At 63.0% G+C, this 20124-nt stretch carries 15 protein-coding genes; 5 read left to right on the plus strand and 10 right to left on the minus strand.

The features are described from left to right. The first annotated feature begins 32 nt into the window (after positions 1-32). A complete protein-coding gene (locus P3C18_RS05525) occupies positions 33-3797 on the plus strand; it encodes a response regulator (RefSeq protein ID WP_275960850.1) in 3765 nt (1254 codons plus the stop codon). Between the two features lie 71 nt (positions 3798-3868). Continuing rightward, positions 3869-6019: an EAL domain-containing protein gene (locus P3C18_RS05530; RefSeq protein ID WP_275960851.1), complete on the plus strand. Its 2151-nt coding sequence runs from the start codon at positions 3869-3871 to the stop codon at positions 6017-6019. Positions 6020-6194: 175 nt separating this feature from the next. On the opposite strand, the gene P3C18_RS05535 is transcribed toward P3C18_RS05530, so the two are convergent. From P3C18_RS05535 to P3C18_RS05550, 4 genes are all read right to left on the minus strand, one after another. After that, complete coding sequence (locus P3C18_RS05535; protein ID WP_275960852.1) at positions 6195-7106, minus strand: acyltransferase; 912 nt, start codon at positions 7104-7106, stop codon at positions 6195-6197. Between the two features lie 238 nt (positions 7107-7344). Continuing rightward, positions 7345-9438, minus strand: a complete 2094-nt coding sequence (gene pta, locus P3C18_RS05540) for a phosphate acetyltransferase (RefSeq protein ID WP_275960853.1) — start codon at positions 9436-9438, stop codon at positions 7345-7347. 59 nt (positions 9439-9497) lie between these two features. Beyond that, positions 9498-10685, minus strand: coding sequence for an acetate kinase (locus P3C18_RS05545; RefSeq protein ID WP_275960854.1), 1188 nt, complete (start codon positions 10683-10685; stop codon positions 9498-9500). Then, positions 10686-11057, minus strand: a complete 372-nt coding sequence (locus tag P3C18_RS05550; protein ID WP_275960855.1) for a DUF3565 domain-containing protein — start codon at positions 11055-11057, stop codon at positions 10686-10688. Between P3C18_RS05550 and P3C18_RS05555 the strand changes: the two genes are divergently transcribed. The 3 genes from P3C18_RS05555 (at position 11026) to P3C18_RS05565 (ending at position 12977) form a co-directional block, all read left to right on the plus strand. Beyond that, positions 11026-11511 (plus strand): peptidylprolyl isomerase, encoded by a 486-nt coding sequence (locus P3C18_RS05555; protein ID WP_275960856.1) that lies wholly within the window; start codon positions 11026-11028, stop codon positions 11509-11511. The genes P3C18_RS05550 and P3C18_RS05555 overlap by 32 nt on opposite strands. Before the next feature lie 149 nt (positions 11512-11660). Further along, positions 11661-12143: a glutathione peroxidase gene (locus P3C18_RS05560; protein WP_275960857.1), complete on the plus strand. Its 483-nt coding sequence runs from the start codon at positions 11661-11663 to the stop codon at positions 12141-12143. A 96-nt stretch (positions 12144-12239) separates the two neighbouring features. Beyond that, complete coding sequence (locus P3C18_RS05565) at positions 12240-12977, plus strand: nitroreductase family protein (protein WP_275960858.1); 738 nt, start codon at positions 12240-12242, stop codon at positions 12975-12977. A gap of 111 nt (positions 12978-13088) precedes the next feature. Here the strand turns inward: P3C18_RS05565 and P3C18_RS05570 are convergent, their stop codons facing one another. The 6 genes from P3C18_RS05570 to P3C18_RS05595 are packed head-to-tail and all read right to left on the minus strand — an operon-like array spanning position 13089 to position 20068. Further along, on the minus strand, positions 13089-14420 hold the full coding sequence (locus P3C18_RS05570) for a DUF58 domain-containing protein (protein ID WP_275960859.1): 1332 nt from the start codon (positions 14418-14420) through the stop codon (positions 13089-13091). A 40-nt stretch (positions 14421-14460) separates the two neighbouring features. After that, positions 14461-15552, minus strand: a complete 1092-nt coding sequence (locus P3C18_RS05575; RefSeq protein ID WP_275960860.1) for a MoxR family ATPase — start codon at positions 15550-15552, stop codon at positions 14461-14463. Continuing rightward, positions 15549-16808 carry a DUF4350 domain-containing protein gene (locus P3C18_RS05580; protein ID WP_275960861.1) on the minus strand — a complete coding sequence of 420 codons (1260 nt, stop codon included), beginning with the start codon at positions 16806-16808 and terminating at the stop codon, positions 15549-15551. The genes P3C18_RS05575 and P3C18_RS05580 overlap by 4 nt, the downstream gene beginning before the upstream one ends. Beyond that, positions 16805-18382 carry a DUF4129 domain-containing protein gene (locus tag P3C18_RS05585; RefSeq protein ID WP_275960862.1) on the minus strand — a complete coding sequence of 526 codons (1578 nt, stop codon included), beginning with the start codon at positions 18380-18382 and terminating at the stop codon, positions 16805-16807. The genes P3C18_RS05580 and P3C18_RS05585 overlap by 4 nt, the downstream gene beginning before the upstream one ends. Continuing rightward, positions 18369-19349 carry a stage II sporulation protein M gene (locus P3C18_RS05590; protein WP_275960863.1) on the minus strand — a complete coding sequence of 327 codons (981 nt, stop codon included), beginning with the start codon at positions 19347-19349 and terminating at the stop codon, positions 18369-18371. Before P3C18_RS05590 ends, P3C18_RS05585 begins: the two co-directional genes overlap by 14 nt. Further along, positions 19346-20068 (minus strand): RDD family protein, encoded by a 723-nt coding sequence (locus tag P3C18_RS05595; protein ID WP_275960865.1) that lies wholly within the window; start codon positions 20066-20068, stop codon positions 19346-19348. The genes P3C18_RS05590 and P3C18_RS05595 overlap by 4 nt, the downstream gene beginning before the upstream one ends. Between the last annotated feature and the right edge of the window lie 56 nt (positions 20069-20124).

Consider the following 20124-nt stretch of genomic DNA (forward strand, 5'->3'; position numbering starts at 1 on the left):
CGCACCGGACATGGACGACAACTGGAGCAATCATGGACGACAGGCATGTTTCTTCCTCGCGTAAACCCTGGCTGCCGTTGTGGGTCACCCTGGCCTTGTCGCTTGGCCTGGGGGCGTTGATCGTCTGGCAATGGCAGGTCTTCGAGCTGCGTGAGCGCGAGCAGAACCAGCAGCGCTTCGAGCTGGAAGCGCAGGACATCGGCCAGCGTGTAAAAAGCCGTATGCGCGCTTATGAAATGGTGCTGCGTGGCGTTTCCGGGTTGATGACTGGCAGTGATCATGTGTCCCTCACCGAGTGGGATCGCGCCCTCGATCAGTTGCAGCTGCAGGACCGCTACCCAGGCATCCTCGGCCTGGCGTGGTCGCGTTATCTACGCGCCGAGCAGCTTGATGCCTATCTGGCTACCCAGCAGAGCTTGGGGCGTGCCGACTACCGGGCATTTCCCACGGGTGTGCGTGAGCACTATCTGTTGATCGACTACATCAGCCCGCTGGACTGGCGTAACCGCCGGGTACTGGGCTTTGACCTGCTCAGCGAAGAGGTGCGCCGCGCCGCCGCTGAGCAGGCTATCGACACGGGCCAGGCGATTCTCAGTGCGCCCGTTACCCTGCGCCAGGAAACCGAGGCCAATGTGCAGGGCGGGGTGCTGTTGTTTCTGCCGGTGTACCAGCCCGGCATGCCGCAGAGCACGGCCGAGGAACGCCGTACTGCCTTGCTCGGCATGGTGCATGGGGCGTTTCGCAGCCATGAGCTGATGGAAGGCATTCTCGGTGCGCAGAGCCAGCGCTTTGATGTGGTGATCAAGGATCAGCAGGCTCTGCAAACCCCCTTGCTAAGCGCCGAGGCGCAGGGGGTTGCCCTGCAGCCAGGCTTTCAGCATGAGCTGGAATTACCCTTGTATGGGCGCAACTGGGTGCTGCAGGTAACCAGTACGCCAGCCTATGAAGCGGCCTTTTCCAGCCGCGGCGGTATCAGTTTATGGATCGGCCTGGTGGCTGCGGCGCTGCTGGCCTTGCTGGTCGGTGGCTATCTGTATCTGCGTGAGCGCGAGCTGCACGCCAACCACCTGGCCACCGACAAACTGCGTGAGCGCGAAGAGCGCTTCCGCCTGCTGGTCGAGCGGCTGCCGGTGGCGACCTTGCTGTGCAACGCCCAGGGGCGGATCGAGATGGCCAACCGCAGCGCCGCCGACTTGCTCGACTCGACGCCCGAGGGCTTGGTCGGTGAACGGGTTAAACGCTTTTTGCCGAGTGTTGAGCAGCTCAGCGCCCTGGCCATCGATCACGACACCTCGGAGCTGTCCAACGAATACCTGGCGCGCCGTGATCTTGGCGAAGAAGTGCCGGTGGCGCTGAGCCTGAGCGTGCTGGGCGATTCCGGCGGGGTCAATTACCTGATCAACCTGATTGACCTGCGCGCGCGCAAGGGCGCCGAAGAGCGCTTTCGCCTGGTGGTCGAGGCGTCGCCCAATGCCATCGTGCTGGTCGATAACAAAGGCTGTATCGCCATGGTCAACCGGCAGACCGAGCAACTGTTTGGCTATGGCCGTGAGGCGCTGCTCGCCCAGCCGGTAGAGATTCTGCTGCCCACGGCCCTGCGTGGCAGCCATGTGCCGATGCGCCAGGGCTATCAGAAGAGCCCGGAACCACGGCGCATGGGCAATAACCGCGAGCTGTTCGGCCAGCACCGCGATGGTCGGCAGATTCCCCTAGAGGTGGGCCTGTCGCCGATCAGCGGTGGCGAGGGCGCGCTGGTGCAGGCGGTGATTATCGACATCAGCGAGCGCAAGGCCGCCGAACAGCGCCTGCGCGACCAGGCCGAGCAACTGATTCTGGCCAACCGCTACAAGTCGGAATTCCTCGCCAATATGTCCCATGAGCTGCGCACGCCGCTCAACAGCATCCTGATTCTCAGCGACCAGTTGCGCCTGAACAGCGCCGGCAACCTGACCGAGAAGCAGGCCAAGCATGCCGATATCGTCCACCGTGCCGGCAGCGACCTGCTGCAGTTGATCAACGATGTGCTCGATCTTGCCAAGGTCGAGTCCGGGCGTATGCAGCTCAAGCTCGAGCCGCTGAACATGCAGGATGTGCTGGTCGAGCTGGATGCCAGCCTGCGGCCGATGGCCGAGATCAAGGGCCTGCGTCTGCATACCCAGCTGGAGGCCGGGGTGCCGCGGGTGATTCACACAGACCGCATCCGCTTGCAGCAGATCCTGCGCAACCTGCTGTCCAACGCGCTGAAGTTTACCGAGCACGGCGAGGTCAGCCTGAGCGTGTCCTGCGCCAGTGGTGAGCCCGAGGAGGGCCATGAGCTGCTCAACTTCAGCGTGCGCGACAGCGGTATAGGTATCCCTGCCGAGCAGCATGAGCAGATATTCCAGGCTTTCCAGCAGATCGATGGCTCCACCAGTCGGCGCTTTGGTGGCACCGGGCTGGGGTTGGCGATTACCCGCCAGTTGGTGTTGGCGATGGACGGCGAGATCAGCCTGCAAAGTGCGCTGGGTGAAGGCTCCTGCTTTACCGTGCAGCTGCCGGTGCGGGTGGTGGCGCAGGTGCAGGAGCATGCAGAGCCGGCCGCCGACGCGCCGCAGCGCAGCGGCGAAGGCCCGGCGGTGCTGATTGTTGAAGACGATGTGAATTTTGCTGTGGTACTGGCCGAGGAGGCGCACGCTCACGGCTTTGCCAGCGTGCATTGCCGCTCTGGCGTGCAGGCGCTCAACCTGCTGCACAGCGAGCGTTTCAGTGCGGTGATCCTGGATATTCTGCTGCCGGATATCAGCGGCTGGCAGTTGTTCCGCCGCCTGCGCAGCCAGGCCAGCCACCGCAGCACCCCGGTGCATATCATCTCCTGCGTACCGCAACCGGTGGACTGGAACGATGACGGTACGCGCTATCTGGTTAAGCCGATTCAGCGTGCGGACCTGGAACAGGTGTTTGTCGACCTGCAACAGCTCGACCAATCGCCGGCGCAGCGCCTGTTGCTGGTCGAGGATGTTGAGGTTGAGCGCGAGCATTACCGTGAGCATCTGCAGCAGCTGGGCTTTGATGTGCAGGCCTGCGCGCGCGCCGATGAGGCGCAGCAGGCTTATGCCGCCGGGATGTTCAATGCATTGGTGATCGACCTTGATCTGCCCGATCAGGACGGCTTTGAGCTGCTGGAAACCCTCAACCGCCAGCGCCCGCTGAATGGCACGCGGGTGGTGATCAATACCGGTGTCGATGTCACCCGCCAGGCCCTGCAGCGCCTGCGCCGTTACAGCGCGGTGGTGGTGCACAAACACGGCGAGGACATGCAGGAACTGAGCGAGGCGGTGCAGGGCTTTCTGGGCAGTGTGCGTGACCCAGCGCGGGCCGGAAGCCCGAGAATCGAGAATCCGCTGGAAGGCCGGCGCGTGCTGCTGGTGGATGATGACGTGCGCAATGTCTATGCCCTGACGGCTTTGCTGGATGAAGTCGGGCTGATCATCAGCTCGGCCAAGGACGGTCAGGAGGCCATCAACTGTTACGAGCGCGAACCGTTCGACCTGATCCTGATGGACATGGCCATGCCGACCATGGACGGCTACACCGCCACCCGGCTGCTCAAGACCGAGCACGGTTGCAGCATCCCGATCATCGCCCTGACTGCCCACGCGATGAAAGGCGACCGGGAGAAATGCATCACTGCGGGCGCCGATGACTACCTGGCCAAACCGGTCAGCCGCGAGGCCTTGCTTGAGCTTCTGGTGCGTTGGCTGGCCACTGCCGACCCGCATACGGGCTCATTCGGGGCATCCGCCGCAGCGCCGCAGTAGTTTCGCTGCGGCCTGCTAACCTCAACCGCAACAGGAGTCGCAAGGCGCTCGCCAGGGACAAGGGAGGAGATATGGCACATGTACAGCTGAAGAGCGTGTCCAGCACGCAGATTCTGCTGGTGGTGGATGACCGCCCGGAAAACCTGGTGGCCATGCAGGCTCTGCTGGAGGAGGGCGACTGGCAACTGCGTTGTGTCGATTCGGGCGAAACGGCCCTGCAGTGCATGCTCGAAGAGGATGTCGGCCTGGTGCTGCTGGACGTGCAGATGCCGCACATGGACGGCTTTGAAGTCGCCCGCTTGATGCGTGGCAACCCGCGTACCCGCTTTACCCCGATTATTTTCGTCTCCGCCATCGCGCAGACCCAGGATTCGGTGATCAAGGGCTACGCCACCGGTGCGGTGGACTTTATGCTCAAGCCGTTCGATCCCAGTGTATTGCGCCACAAGATTCACGCCCTGCTCGAACATGAGCGCAACCGCAGCGAGCTTCTGCAACTGACCCAGCAACTGGACACCGCGCGGGCGTTCAACGCCTCGGTGCTGGACAACGCCGCCGAAGGCATCATGGTGGTGGGCGAAGATGGCCGGATCAACTTCGCCAACCCGGCCATGGCACGCATGCTTGAGGGCTCGATCAGCGATCTGGAAGGCAGTGAAATGCTTTCCTATCTGGTCAGCCCGCAAGTCACCAGCGAATGGCGCCTGTCCGAGTTTTACCTGCAGTGGCGGCGCGGTGAAGCCTATCGCTTGCATGACGCCAACCTGCGCACGCTGAACGGTGGGCAGGTGCCGGTGGCGCTGTCCTGTTCCCCCTTGCCGCGCCTGCAGCACGCCATGGTGGTGATGGCCCTGGATATGTCGGTGGTGCGTCATCTGCACCAGCAACTCGAATCGCAGGCGATTACCGATGCCCTGACTGGTCTGCTCAACCGCCGTGGCTTTTATCAGGCGCTGGAGTCGGCGCTGTCGCGGATCAATCGCAGCGGCCAGCGCATGGCGGTGCTTTATCTCGATCTGGATGGCTTCAAGCGCATCAATGACTCCCTCGGTCATGACGTTGGCGACCGCTTGCTCAAGCTGGTTGGCGACCAGCTCAAGGCCAGCCTGCGCCCCTATGACAGCCTGGCGCGGATTGGCGGCGATGAGTTCACTGCTTTGCTCGACAGCCTGGAACACCCGGAGGACGCCGCGCGCATCGCCGAGAAACTGATCGAGCAGGTGTCGGTGCGGCATAACCTCGATGGCATCGAGGTAACCCTGGGCGCGAGCGTAGGGATTGCCTGTTTCCCCGAATGTGGGCAAAGCGTGGAAGGCTTGCTGCGCGCCGCCGACATGGCCATGTACGAGGCCAAGCGCACGGGCCGCCAGCAATACCGCTTCTTCTCCCCGGAAATGAACGGCCGCGCACGCTCACGGTTGATGCTTGAGGAAAGCCTGCGCAACGCCATCGAGAATGATGATTTCGTCCTGGTCTACCAGCCGCAGATCTACCTGGAGAGCGGGCGCCTGCGCGGCTTCGAGGCCTTGTTGCGCTGGCAGCACCGGGTTGCCGGCACCGTGGCGCCGGGGGTGTTTATTCCGCTGCTGGAAGAGACCCGCCTGATCAACCGCCTGGGCAGCTGGATTTTTCAGGCGGGGATCGAGAAATGCCAACAGCTGAGCCAGCAGTACGGCAATGAACTGGTGCTCAGCCTGAATGTCAGCCCGGTGCAGTTTGGTATGCCGCAGCTGGTTAATGACCTGCGCCGGGTGCTTGAAGAGCACCAGTTGAACCCCCGGCAGCTGGAGGTGGAAGTCACCGAAAGTGCGCTGATGCAGGACCTGGAAACCAGCCAGGAGCAGCTGCGCCAGCTGCGTCAGCTGGGGGTGAAGATCGCCATCGATGACTTCGGCACCGGTTACTCATCGCTGGCTTATCTGCGTCATTTCGAGCTGGATACGCTGAAGATCGACCGCCTGTTTATCTCCAATATGCTCGACTCGCCGCGTGACGCTGCGGTGGTCAGCACCATCATCGACCTGGGCCGCAACCTGGGGCTGGAAGTAATCGCCGAGGGCGTGGAAACCATGGCCCAGCGCGATTGGTTGGCGGCGCATAACTGCGCAATCATGCAGGGCTTTCTGGTTGCGCCGGGGCTAAGTGCCGAGCAGGTCAAAACCTTCCCCGCGCAGCTGGATTGGCACAATTTGCCGTCTGCCAATGAAAAGCCCGCCAGTTAGGCGGGCTTGAGGTTGCGGCGATACGACGTAGGGTGGATGACGCTCTTTTCATCCACCGCCCAGCCGGCATTCGGTTGTGGTGGATGGGTAAAGCGTCATCCACCCTACGGCTCTAAATGTAAAAAATGCCGCTTGCCTGTTACAGGCAAGCGGCATTTTTCTTAACCGAACAGTATTACGCTGGCTTGGCGGGATAGCGCTGCTTCAGCTCTTCGAGCTGCGCATCCTTGTCCAGCCACAGCTGGTTGACCCACTGCTGAAACTGCAGGCGGTAGGCTTCGTCCTGATCGTAGTTGCCGCCAATAAATTCTTCGGGAATCTGCAGCTGATCGAAGCGCACTACCACTTGATCAATCCGCCCGCACAACAGGTCCCAGAAGCCAGGGTTGCCCTGCGGGTAATGGATGGTGACGTTGACCAGGCTGTGCAGCTGTTCACCCATGGCATCCAGCACAAAGGCAATGCCGCCGGCCTTGGGCTTGAGCAGGTGCTTGAACGGTGATTGCTGCTGCGCATGCTTGGCGGGCGACAGGCGCGTGCCTTCGAGGAAGTTGAACACCGATACCGGGTTGGTTTTGTAGCGCTCGCAGGCCTTGCGCGTGGTGGCCAGGTCCTGGCCGCGTTTTTCCGGGTGTTTGGCCAGGTATTCCTTGCTGAAGCGCTTCATAAACGGGAATTCCAGCGCCCACCAGCACAGGCCTATTACCGGCACCCAGATCAGCTCCTGCTTGAGGAAGAACTTCAGCAGCGGCATGCGCCGGTTGAGCTGATATTGCAGCACCAGAATATCCACCCAGCTCTGGTGGTTGCTGGTCACCAGGTAGGAATGCTGCTTGTCGAAGCCACTGAGACCGGCCACATCCCAGTGGGTGCGACCGACCAGGTTCATCCAGAACTTGTTGGTGCTGATCCAGAACTCGGCAATCCCGTGCATGACAAAGCGCAAGCCGCGCTGGACCGCTGGAATGGGCAGCAGCAGTTTGAGCAAGGCCACGGCAAACAGCGGCCAGCAGCAGATCAGGGTGTTCAGGGCGAGCATCAGGCCAGCAAGCAGGCCGCGCAGCGGGGCAGGCAGGAAATGCAGCATGGGGGGCAGGTGCCTCCAAAAAATGGGGCAGTTCTGCTGAGCGCTATGGCGTAGGTTCTCAGCAGAATTGTCCCGACTTATCTATGTCTGCAGTTTTCCACCACAGATCGGTCGGCGCACAGGTTAACGCCTATGCATCGAACTGCAAGCCTTTCGAAACGTTGGTGATCGCTGCGTTTCGCTGATTTTTAGCGCTTTTACCTGGCCAGGGCCGCCGTTGAGCAGCCCTGGCGGTGTATTACTGCGGCAGGTTGGCGGCCTGGATCGCGGTCAGGGCGATGGTGTAGACGATGTCATCGACCAGCGCGCCGCGCGACAGGTCATTCACCGGCTTGCGCAGGCCCTGCAACATCGGTCCGACGCTGACGCAATCAGCGCTGCGTTGCACCGCCTTGTAGGTGGTGTTACCGGTATTCAGGTCGGGGAAGATAAATACCGTGGCACGGCCGGCAACCGGGCTGCCGGGGGCCTTCTGCCGACCGACACTTTCAATCGCCGCGGCGTCGTATTGCAGCGGGCCGTCGAGCAGCAGTTGCGGGTCGATGGCCTTGGCCAGACGGGTGGCCTCGCGGACTTTCTCGACCTCTTCACCGCTGCCGGAATCACCGGTGGAGTAGCTGAGCATCGCCACCCGCGGGATGATGCCGAAGGCGCTGGCCGACGCCGCGCTTTGCAGGGCGATTTCCGCCAGTTCCACCGCTGTTGGGTCAGGGTTTACCGCGCAGTCGCCGTAGACCAGCACCTGATCGGGCAGCAGCATAAAGAACACCGACGACACCAGCTTGTAGCCCGGCGCGGTTTTGATCAGTTGCAGCGCTGGGCGGATGGTGTTGGCGGTGGTGTTGATTGCCCCGGACACCAGACCGTCGACTTCATCCAGGGCGAGCATCATGGTGCCCAGCACCACGGTGTCTTCCAGTTGTGCAGCGGCCATCGGCGCGTTCAGTCCTTTGCCTTTGCGCAGCTCGACCATGGGCTCGACATAGCGCTCGCGAATCAGGTCCGGGTCGAGGATTTCCAGCCCTTCCGGCAGGTCGATGCCGTGGGCATGGGCCACTGCGTGAACATCCTCCGGCTTGGCCAGCAGCACGCAGCGGGCGATGCCGCGGGCCTGGCAGATGGCGGCGGCCTGCACGGTGCGCGGTTCGCTGCCTTCGGGTAGAACGATGCGCTTGTTGGCGGCCTTGGCGCGTTGCACCAGTTGGTAACGGAACGCCGGCGGCGACATGCGCAGCTCGCGTGGCGTGCCGCAGCGGGCGAATAACCATTCATGGTCGATATGGCTGGCGACGAAGTCGGCGACCTTTTCCGCGCGCTCCTTGTCGTCGACCGGAATTTCCTTGTTCAGGCGGTTGAGGTTGGTGGCGGTGTCGTAGGAGCCGGTGCTTACCGTCATCACCGGCAAGCCGCCCTGCAACGCGCCACGGCACAGCTCCATGATCCGTGGGTCGGGGGCAAAGTCGCTGCACAGCAGCAGACCGGCCAGCGGCATGCCATTCATCGCCGCCAGGCTGGCGGCGAGGATGATGTCGTCGCGGTCCCCCGGCGTCACCACCAAGGTGCCGGGCTTGAGCAGTTGCACGGTGTTGGCTACGGCGCGGGCGCAGAGCACGATCTTCAGCATGCGCCGCTGCTCGTAATCACCGGCATTCAGCACCCGCGCGCCGAGCAGGTCGGCGATGTCGCGGGTGCGCGGGGCGTTCAGTTCGTCTTGCCAGGGGATGCAGCCGAGCAAGCGGAAGTCATCGCCCTTGAGCAACGGTGAGAGTTCTTTCAGGCGATTGGCGAAGGCTTCGATGCCATCGTCACTGCGCACTTTGTTGAGGATCACCCCGAGCACTTTCTCGTCTTTCGGCCCGCCAAACAGCTGGGCCTGGATTTCCACCCGGTCGCTCAGTTCGCTGAGACTTTCCTGCTCCGGTGCGGAGACCAGAATGACTTCTGCATCCACGCTCTTGGCCAGGTGGAAGTTGACCCGCGCGGCGTAGCTGGCCTGGCGCGTCGGCACCATGCCTTCGACGATCACCACGTCTTTGCCTTCGGCGGCTTGCTGATAGAGGCTGATGATTTCTTCCAGCAGTTCATCCAATTGGCCGTCGCCGAGCATGCGCTCGACGTGCGCCAGGGCCAGTGGTTTTGGCGAGTGCAGGCCATGGGTGCGGGCGATCAGTTCACTGGAGCGTTCCGGGCCCATATCGCCCTGATGTGGCTGGGCGATGGGTTTGAAGAAGCCGACCTTGAGGCCGGCACGCTCCAGGGCACCGACCAGGCCCAGGCTGATCGAGGTCAGGCCGACACCGAAACCGGTGGGGGCAATAAAGAAGGTGTGCATGCTGTCTCCATGTGTAGGTTGGCGCTGAGCGCAGCGAAGCCCAACGGGATGCGCGTCGCTCAGGCTTCGAGTAGCGCCAGGGTGTCGAGGGCAATCTGTCGTTCTTCATTGGTCGGCACGACCATTACGCGTGGGTGGCCTTGGGCCTGGATCGGCCCAGCCGCACCGCGCATGGTGCGAGCGTTGGCCTGATCGTCGAGGGCCAGGTTGAGCAGCTTCAGGTGCGCCACGGTCTTGCTGCGGATCAGCGCCGAGTTCTCGCCGATGCCGCCGGTAAAGATCAACCCGTCGAGCTGCGGCAGGGCGCAGCTCATGGCTGCCAGGGATTTGGCCAGGCGATAGCAGAACACCTCGATGGCCAGGGTGGCGCCGGCATGGCCCTGTTCGCGGGCCTGCTCCAGGGTGCGCATATCGTTGGACAGACCGGAGAGGCCCTGCAGGCCGCTGTCTTTATTGAGCATGGCTTCGATCTGCTCCAGGCTCCAACCCAGGGTGCGCGCCAGGTGGCTGTGCAGATTGGGGTCGACATCACCGCTGCGCGTGCCCATCACCACGCCTTCCAGCGGCGTCAGGCCCATGCTGGTATCGCGGCTCTGACCATCGACGATGGCGCAGGTCGAACAACCGTTACCCAGGTGCGCCACCAGCCAGCTGCTGGCGTTGACCGGCAGCCCGGCCATTTCCGCGGCGCGCTGGCTGACAAAACGGTGGCTGGTGCCATGAAAGCCATAGCGGCGTACGCCGTGCTCACGGTACAGGTGCTCGGGCAGGGCATAGCGGTAGGCGTGTTCGGGTAGGGTCTGGTGAAACGCGGTGTCGAATACCGCCACCTGGGTCAGGGTTGGGAACAGCTTGATCGCCGCTTCGATGCCCAGCAGGTTGGCCGGGTTATGCAGCGGTGCCAGCGGTGCGGTAGCGCGAATCGCCGCAAGGCTCAGCGCATCCAGGCGACAGGCTGCGGTGAAATGCTCGCCGCCATGCACCACGCGGTGGCCGATGCCGTGCAATTGGCCGCCCGCTGCAGCCTGTACCAGAGGCAACACCTGGGCGAGGGCGGCGCGGTGATCGGCATGGGGCAGAATCAGGCTGTCCTTGCTGTCGCCCTGTTGCCAGTGAACTTGCGCATCCGGACTGCCCAGGCGCTCGGCCAGGCCGCTGAGAATAAAGGCATCTTGGTCTTCGTTGATCAGGGCAAACTTGATCGATGAACTGCCGCAGTTGATCACCAGAATATTGCGTGCGGGCATTTACCGCTCCTTGTGCAAATCTTTGTTCGGGCGCTCTGTCAGCGCCTCGCTTGCTGCATGTTCAGTTGCGCACCAGCCGCAGAGGAAGGGTTTTTCCAGCTGCGCCTGGCGTTGCTGCGCATCCAGCACCCAGGCGCGATTCTGCCAAGGCGGCTGGTGGCGCAGGTGCTGAGTATGGCCGCAGGACAATACTGCCAGCCAATCGCCGTGCTCATCCTGACGAAAATCAAGCACGCGCACTAAGGCCACGCTTGGCCGTCCGTCTGTGTCCGGTTCGCTTTCGCGCGTGCCCTTGGGTAAACTTGCCCGCTCTTTATTTCCAAGCAAAAGGTCTCGCCCCATGCTGATCGCCGCCAATAAGGCCGTCTCCATCGACTATACCCTGACTAACGATGCCGGTGAGGTGATCGACAGTTCCGCAGGCGGCGCGCCGCTGGCTTATCTGCACGGTGCCGGCAACATCATCGGCGGCCTGGAAAAAGCCCTGCTGGGCAAGCAAGCCGGCGACGAGCTGGAAGTTGCAGTCGAGCCGGAAGACGCCTACGGCGAGTACAGCGCCGAACTGGTAGCCACCCTCAACCGTTCGATGTTCGAAGGTGTTGATGAGCTGGAAATCGGCATGCAGTTCCACGCCTCCGGCCCGGACGGCGGCATGCAGATCGTCACCATCCGCGAACTGGAAGGCGACGACGTGATTGTTGACGGCAACCACCCACTGGCTGGCCAGCGCCTGCACTTCAAGGTCAAGGTTGTCAGCGTGCGTGATGCCAGCGAAGAAGAAGTTGCGCATGGGCATATCCATGGCGAAGGTGGTCATCATCATTGATGGTTTAGCCTTATGTGGTCGCCACGAGTCGACTTATGGTCGTATCAACCGTTGGCTTGACTGCTAAGCTGCAACAGAAGAAAGGCGCCTTCAGATAGGCGCCTTTTTTGTCCGCTACGTGTAACCCGTGTGTTCTCAAGGAGTTAGCCATGAGTGCCTTTCACGACCTCAACCTGCGTGCACTGGATGGCCATGAGCTGCCGCTGGCACCCTTTAAGGGGCAGGTGGTGTTGGTTGTCAATGTGGCCTCCAAGTGCGGCCTGACGCCGCAGTATGCCGGCCTGGAAAAGCTCTATCAGCAGTACAAGAGTCAGGGTTTCAGCGTGCTGGGCCTGCCGTGCAACCAGTTTGCCGAGCAGGAGCCCGACAGTGAGGAAGCCATTCGCGAGTTCTGCAGCCTCAACTACGGCGTGACCTTCCCGTTGGGCAGCAAGCTTGAGGTGAACGGGCCGGAGCGTCATCCGCTGTACCGTTTGCTGGCGGGCGAGGGTGCCGAATTTCCAGGCGATATCACCTGGAACTTCGAGAAATTCCTGGTTGGTCACGACGGCCGCGTGCTGGCGCGCTTCTCGCCGCGCACCACGCCGGATGATCCGAGCATCATCCAGGCTATCGAAAAGGCCTTGGGCTAAGGTCATATACGCCAAGGCTGCGGACTAAGTTTGTACATGGCTTGTTCGCGGCCAGGCATCGCGGCTTAATCGGTTGATCTGCCGAGGATGCCCCCGATGAGCCTGTTTCCCGCTGATACCGCCATTTCTCCCGCGACCCCTGCCGCACTGCGTGAGCTGATCGAAAGCCGCCGCGCAGTAAGGCGCTTTACCGCCGACGCGGTGCCTGATGAGGTGGTGCGTGATTGCCTGGAACTGGCGGTGCTCGCGCCCAATTCCTGCAACCTGCAGCCCTGGAGTTTTCAGGTGATTCGCGACCCAGCGTTGCTGGCCCGTTTGCACCCGGTGTGCATGAGTCAGAACGCCGCCAAAGCGCCGCTGATTATTGCCGTGTTGGCGCGCCCGGATACCTGGAAGCAGGCTTGCCAGAACATCATCGACTACTGGCCGGAGCCGGATGTGCCGGCGCGGATTCGCCGCTTCTACAACAAGACCGCACCCTTTCAGTACAACCAGGGACCATTCGGTCTGTTTGGGCTGTTCAAACGTCAGCTGCTGCGGGTGGCAGCCTGGCGCAAGCCGCTGATGCGCGCGCCCAACAGCCGCGCGCAGATGCGCATCTGGGCGGTGAAGTCCGCGGCGTTGGCGGCGCAGAACTTGATGCTGGCTTTCCAGAGCCATGGCTATGCCACCTGCCCAATGGAAGGCTTTGATGAAGTACGCCTGCGCAAAACCCTGAGCATCCCGCGCCAGGCGTTACCGATCATGCTGCTGGCGGTAGGTAAGCAGGATGAGAAGGGCGTGTACAACCCGCGCCTGCGCTTTCCGCTTGAACAGCACGTAACCTGGCTATAGCCGTAGGTTGGGTTGAGGAGCAAAGCGACGAAGCCCAACGAGACATGCCAATGCCTGTTGGGCTTCGCTGCGCTCAACGCCAACCTACGTCGGCACCCGCATTAGCCAGTGTTAGAGAACACCTGCCTTTTTCCAGGCCAGATAACTGCTCACCAACTGCGGTCCCAGCTCGCTAGGCCGTGCATCGAGCACCGGCACCTTGTTGGCAATCAGGCGTTCGTGCAGGCCGGCGCGGGCGTTCAGGTAGTCCAGGGTGCCGCAGTAATCCAGGGCGCTGGAGAGGTCCTGCACCGGGGTGTGGCGCAGAGTATCCAGCACTTCCTCACGCAGGCTGGCGACCAGCACGCGGTGCTGGCGGCTCAGCCGTTTGACCGCGCCGAGTAGGGCCTGATCATCTTCATCACGCAGGTTGGTCACCAGTACCACCAGGGCGCGGCGGCGCTGATGGCTGAGCAGGTTTTCCACGGCGGCAGTGAAGTCGGCCGGTTGCTGAGTGCTGCGCAGGTCGTAGAGGGCATTGAGCAGCACATTCAGCTGCGCCTGGCCTTTGACCGGGGCGAGGAAGCGGTTCTGCTCGCCAGCAAAGGTCGACAGGCCGACCGCATCGCCCTGGCGCAGTGCCACGTAGCTCAGCAGCAGGCAAGCGTTGAGGGCGTGATCGAAGTGCGACAGCTCGCCGTCCTGGCTGCGCATGCGCCGGCCGCAGTCGAGCAGGAAGACGATCTGCTGGTCACGCTCGTCCTGATACTCGCGGGCAATCGGTGTGCGTTTGCGCGCGGTGGCCTTCCAGTCGATCTGCCGCAGGGTGTCGCCGTCGCGGAATTCGCGCAGCTGGTGGAATTCCTGACCCAGGCCGCGACGTTGCTGCTGGCGCACACCAAGCTGGCTGAGCCAGTCATCCACCGCCATCAGTTGCGCGCCGTACAGACGGGCGAAATCCGGGTAGACGCGGGTTTCACCGGCCACTGGCAGATAACGCCGGGCACGCCACAAACCCATGGGGCTGGGCAGGCTGACTTCGCATTGGGGAAAGTGAAAGTGCCCACGCAGCAGCGGGCGCACCCGGTAGCTGATCTGCGTCTGTTCGCCGGGGTGTAGGTCGACCTTGAGCGGCAGGTGCTCGAAGGCCATATCACCTGGCAGATGGTCGAACACTTCCACCTGCAGCGCACGGGTGTAGCTGTGGTGCAGATTCAGCCGCACGTCGCTCCAGCGCCCCAGCGGCAGGTTGCCGGGTAGCTGGCGCTCGATGCGCGGCGAGGGCACTTGGCGCAGCAGCAGGGCGTCGATCAGTGTCAGGCCGAGCAGCACCAGCAGCAGGCCCCAGTAAATCGGGGTGAAGCTGCGCGGCACGGCAACGCCCAGGGCGCTGCAGATACCCAGCACAATGCCGAGCACGAACAGACCGGCGAGCAGCGCTAGCAGCGCGCGCGAGGGCTTCATGCGGAGGCACCTTTCAATGCGGGCTTTTGCCAGGTACGGGTCATAGACGCGGTGCCGGAACCTGGTCGAGCAGTTGTTGCAGCACCTGATCCACCGACAGGCCTTCGATATCCAGCTCCGGCGACAGGCGCACGCGGTGGCGCAGTACCGCCAGAGCGCAGCCCTTGATGTCATCCGGCAGCACAAAATCGCCGCCGCGCAGCAGTGCACGGGCGCGGCCGCAGCGTACCAGGGCAATCGAGGCGCGCGGCCCGGCGCCAATGGCCAGGCCTGGCCAGGTGCGGGTGGCGCGGGCGATGCGCACGGCGTAGTCGAGCACTTGTTCGTCAATCGGCAGGTCGCTGGCAATTTTCTGCAGCGCGAGTACATCGCGGGCCTGCAGCAGGGTGCGCAGCGGGGTGACTTCGAGCATGTCGGCTTTGCTCGAACGCGCCACCTGGCGAACCATGTTCAGCTCTTCGCTCTGCTCGGGGTAATCCATGCGCAGCTTGAGCATAAAGCGGTCAAGCTCGGCTTCCGGCAGCGGGTAGGTGCCTTCCTGCTCAATCGGGTTCTGTGTGGCCAGCACCATAAACGGCAGCGGCACATTCAGGGCGCGACCTTCCAGGGTGACTTGGCGTTCCTGCATCACTTCCAGCAACGCGGCCTGGGTCTTGGCCGGGGCGCGGTTGATTTCGTCCGCCAGCAGCAGGTTGGTAAACACCGGGCCCTTGCGCAGTTTGAACTGCTCGCTCTGCAGGTCGTACACGGCGTGGCCGGTGACGTCGCTGGGCATCAGGTCCGGGGTGAACTGGATGCGCGCGAACTCGCCGCCAAAGCAGCGCGCCAGGGCGCGTACCAGCAGGGTCTTGCCGAGGCCGGGAACGCCTTCGACCAGCACATGGCCGCCGGCGATCAGGGCGCTGAGCACGTCATCAATCACCGCCGTCTGGCCGATCAGGGCTTTCTGCAACTCCGCGCGCAGCGCCTGAGCCAACTGGCTGGCGCGCTGGCGCTGGGCATTCGGATTGGCCGCAGCTGGTGCTGGTGCCGCAACGGGTGCCGCAGCCGGGGCCTCGGTGACGGGCTCAGTGGTTACGGCAGCGGGTTCGATTGCGCTGTCCGGCTGTTCGGGGGTGTGTTCGCTCGTCATAGGGCATTCCTGAGGGTTTGCAGGTTGGCGACCTGGCGGGTGAAGTCGGCTGCGGCCAGACGCTGCTTGGGCAGCGGCCGCATGGCTTGGCTGATAACGCTGGAAGGCTGGCGGGTCAGGCGGCTAAGCACCTGCCACTGCTCGGCCACGGCGAGGCGTTCGAAACCGGGGTGACGGTGGCGCGCGCGGCGCTGAATATCCTGCTGCAGGCCTTGTAACAGGCTGTGCTGGCCGTTGTGGCGCAACAGAAAATCGGCACTGCCGCGCAGGTGTTCCTGCAATTGGCGGCGATTGCGGCTGGCGGGCAGCAGCAGCGGGCCCTGGCGCATGCCCAGGTGCCATAAACCAAATGCCAGCAACAGCGCCAGCGCGACCAGCGCCTGGGGGAAGTGTTCGAGCAGCAGGCTGAACAGGTCATCGCGGTCGGCGCGGTAGAGCAGGGTGACCTGGCTGTCCTGGGTCATGTACCAGAGCAGCCAGGCGTTGTCGTATTCGCCGATGCCCTGGTTCTGCCAGATCCAGCTGTCGCTGACTACGCTGATCAAACCATCGCCATGGTAGAGCTGCAGCAGGTGGGTGGCGGCATCGCTGTTGGCCCAGGCGTGGGCGCGGTTTTCGGCATCGTAAAGGTGGAAATCGGTGTCGAAGTTGAAGTAGGCCGGCGCCTCTTCATTTTCCAGATACAGCTGGGTCAGTTCCGGGTAGGCGTTGCCTGAGCCTGAGCCTGAGCCTGCGCTTGCCTCTGCCGCAGCTTCCGCTTCAGCCTGCGGTTCAGCGTCGGCCGTGTCCTCAACCGAGGCATCTTCTTCCGCTGCTTCGCTGGTATCTTCGTCAAGCTCTTCGCTCTCGTATTGCTGGATGCCCAGGCTGTCGAGCAGCAGATCGCCGCTTTTGCCTTCCTCTTCATCCCACAGCCGTTCGGCGACAAATAGCAGGTGGCCGCCCTTGGCGGTCCAGGCCAGCAGGCGTTCGGCCTGTTTGGGTGTCATGCGGTTGCGATCACCGAGCAGCAGCAGGGTCTGGCCGGCGCTCGGCAGGTCCTTCATGACTTCCAGACCATCGGCGCGCTGCACCTGCAGGCCTTGCTTGCGCAGGAAGTGCTCGGCGGCGAGATAAGGGTTGGCCCGGGCCTCGGGATCGGGGCCGTGTTTGAGGGTTTCCTGATAGGGCGTGAGTTTGCCCAGCAGGTAGATACCGAGCAGGCCGAGTACCAGCAGCAGGCCCGCGCCGAGGAAAAACTGGATGCGCCGGTTCATGCCTGCGCCCCTTGTTCGAACAGGCGCCGCCAGGCCGTGCACAGGCCCTGCTTGAGCGCAGCAGGCGGTAGGCGATGGCCGTAGGCGAGGTTCTGCCAGTGGCGAGTCAGGGCCTGGCTGAAGTGGCTGAGGTCTTTCTGCTGCAGTGCCTGCACCAGTTGCAGCACTTCGGCTTCGGTGTGCGAGCTTTTCAGCGGCAGGCGCTGTTCATGCAGCATGCGGCTAAGCAGGGCACGGTAGAGCAGACCGAGGGCGGCGCGCGGCTGTTCATCCCAAAGCCGCTCAACCTCGCCGGGAATATCGGCAGGTAGGCTTTGCGGCGCCACTTCCAGGCCGAACAGCTGTTCTGGTGGTTGGTATTTGCGCGCTTGCGGCAAACGCAGGCGCCCGGCAAAGGTGCTCAACCAGTCGCGGTAACGCCACAGCAGCCAAGCGATCAGGCTGAACAGCGCGGCCCACAGCAGCACTTCGAAGAACAGCGCCACGCCATCGACGCTTTTCCAGAATTCGGTAAGTTTGAAGAATTTTTCCAGCAGTTCGATCAGCGCCTTGGCGTCTTCCTCGCTTGGTTCCTTGGGCTCTTCGCCGAGGCGCCAGCGGGTAACGGTTTCGCGGTGTTCGAAGGGCGGTTGGTCGAGCAGTTGGCCGATGCTTTCCTGCGCCTCCAGGCTGGTCAGCGGTTGTTTGAGCAGGCGTTCGGCCTCTGGCCCCATAGGGTCTTCAATCGGCAACGGGCAGCTGTTTGCGGTTGTGGCGGCCATGGCGCTGCTTGGCACTTGCATCAACAGCAGGCCGCAGCCCAGCAGCAGGGCATACGCCACGCCGGTCAGGCGCTGGCGCAAGCGGCGGAATACCAGTTCGATATCCCAGGCTTCTAGGGCGGTGCGGCGGTTCAGGTAGAGGGTGAAGCCGCAGGCGACGTAGATCGGCTCCCAGAGAATTAGCAGCAGGACGTAGGTCAGGTTGGACAGGTGCTCCAGCCACAGCCACTCGCCCGAGGCGGCATTGACCAGGCTTTCCCAGGTCCAGTTCAGCTCTATCTGCGCCGGCAGGAGCATGTAGAGCAGGCTGATGATGCCGAACCACAGCGCCATTTCCAGGTGCACGCCGACGATGGTGAGCCAGCTGGCGCCGCCGGCATCGCGCTGGCCGAGGACGATCAGGCGCTGGCTACGGGCCTTGCCGGACAGCCCTTCGAGCTGCATCACGGGCAGGTCGAAACTGCGCGTAGGGCTTAGACGGCGCCAGGTCAGGCTGGCCAGCAGTTGTGGTTTGAGCAAGCCGGGCAGGGCTTTCAGCGCTTGCTTGAGGCTCGGTGTGGCGCCGAACAGGGCGTGCGAGAGGATATACAGCGGCAGGCGCTCGTAAGCCGGTTTCAGCCACCAGAAAATCAGCAGGGCGATGCTGGGGTAATCCCACAGCAGCAGGCACAGCAGGGCAAAAATTGGCACGGTCACCAGTGCCCAGCTGGCCATTAGCAGGCCGGCGTGCTGCTTGGCCAATAACACGCCGAGGTCGACGGCCTCCCAGGCGCTGCGCGGGCGAATGGCGACGCTGGCATCAGTCAGGCGCATGCACACCTCGGCCAGCCAGCAGCAGATAGCTCAGCACCAACAGCCAGAGTGCGCCGCCGACTGCGTATTTGATCGCGGGGCTGGCCAGGTCCATGGATGACCAGTAGGCCTCGATAAAGGCCGCCAGCAGCAGAAACACGATCACCCCGCCGACCAGCCGCACGCTGCTGCCAGCCGCTACGCGCAGGGCTTCGCCGCGCGGCAGGCGCCCTGGTACCAGCAGCGCCCAGCCGAGTTTCAGGCCAGCCGCACCGGCCAGGGCAATGGCGGTGAGCTCGAATGAGCCGTGGCTGATGACGAATGACCAGAATGTTTCGCCATAGCCAATCTGCGTCAGGTGGCCGGCTACTGCGCCAATCATCAGGCCGTTGAACAGCAGGAAGAACAGGCTGCCCAGACCAAACAGCAGGCCGCTGGCAAAGGTCTGAAAGGCGATGCCGATGTTGTTCATGATGTAGTAGCCGAACATCATCCAGTCATCGCCGGAGTCGCGTTCGCTGAAGCGGCCGATGCGTCTGGCGTCGGGGTCGTACATCTTTTCCATCTCGGCCACTTGGTCGGGCGCCATCACCCCGTAGACCAGGTCGGGGAAGTAATACACCAGCGTGCCCATCAGCAGCAGGCTGCCGAAGAACAGCAGGCTGGCGGCGACGACAAAGCGCCATTCGGCGCGGACCAAGCGCGGAAAGCCGGCGAGGATAAAGCCAAGCAATTGGCCGCCCAGCGGGCTGCGGTGGCGATAGAACTGCTGATGGCCGCGCATGGCCAGCAGCTGCAACTGCTCGATCAGGTGGCTGCTGTAGCCGCGGCTCTGTGCCAGGGCCAGGTGCTGGCACAGGCTGCGGTAGTCGGCGGCAAAGGCCTTGCACTGCTGGCTGTCGGCCTTGCCGCGCTCAAGCGCTTCGAGCTGCGTATGAAAGGCTTGCCAGTCGGCCTGGTGCTGGTTTTCAAACTGGCTCTGTTTCATGTCGGCCCCAACAAACCACGGGCAATACCGTGGATCTGCTGCTCGGCCTGCTCGGCAGGTACCTGCAAAGGTTCGGCAAGAATGCTCGCCAGCTCCTGACGCCGTGCGCTGGACAGGCTCTGCGCACGCTCGGCAAAGCTGAGCAGGGCGCGTTGCTCATTCAGGCTCATGCTGAACGGTGCACGCAGGGCTTCAGCTTGCGGCAGTTCTGGGGTTGTTGGGGCGTTATCGCGATAGACCACCAGCGTGCCGGCGGCAATGTCGCCCAGGCGTTTGAACGCCGGGTGATTAAGGCAGCTGAGAATGCCCAGGGTGTAGCCAAACGGCAGGATGTCGACGAAGCGCAGCAGATTGCGCGTCAGTGAGGCGGCCCAGCCAATCGGTGTGCCGTCGTCATGGATCACCCGCAGGCCCATCATCTGCTTGCCGGGCGAGCGGCCCTGGTTGAGCACTTCAAACAGCACCATGTACCACCAGGTGACAAGAAACAGCAGGATGGTGCCCAGGCCCATGCCGAACTGGCCGAGCAACGCCAGCACAGCAAACATCGCGCCGAGCAGTGCACCGCGAATCAGCAGATCAATACTGAATGCCAGCGCGCGCGGCACTACACCCGCCGGGCGCAGGATCAGGTCGATGCCTTCCGGTGTTTCCACCTTATAGCGGGTATCCAGCAGCTGGCGAGCGGCGACTGAAGCAGGGGTTGGCGTGGGCGACATCGGCAGACTGCGTCGAGGAAAGCCCGATGCTAGCCAGCAGCAGGCAGGGAAGCAAC

Source organism: Pseudomonas sp. 1928-m (assembly GCF_029269135.1).
Lineage (GTDB): Bacteria > Pseudomonadota > Gammaproteobacteria > Pseudomonadales > Pseudomonadaceae > Aquipseudomonas.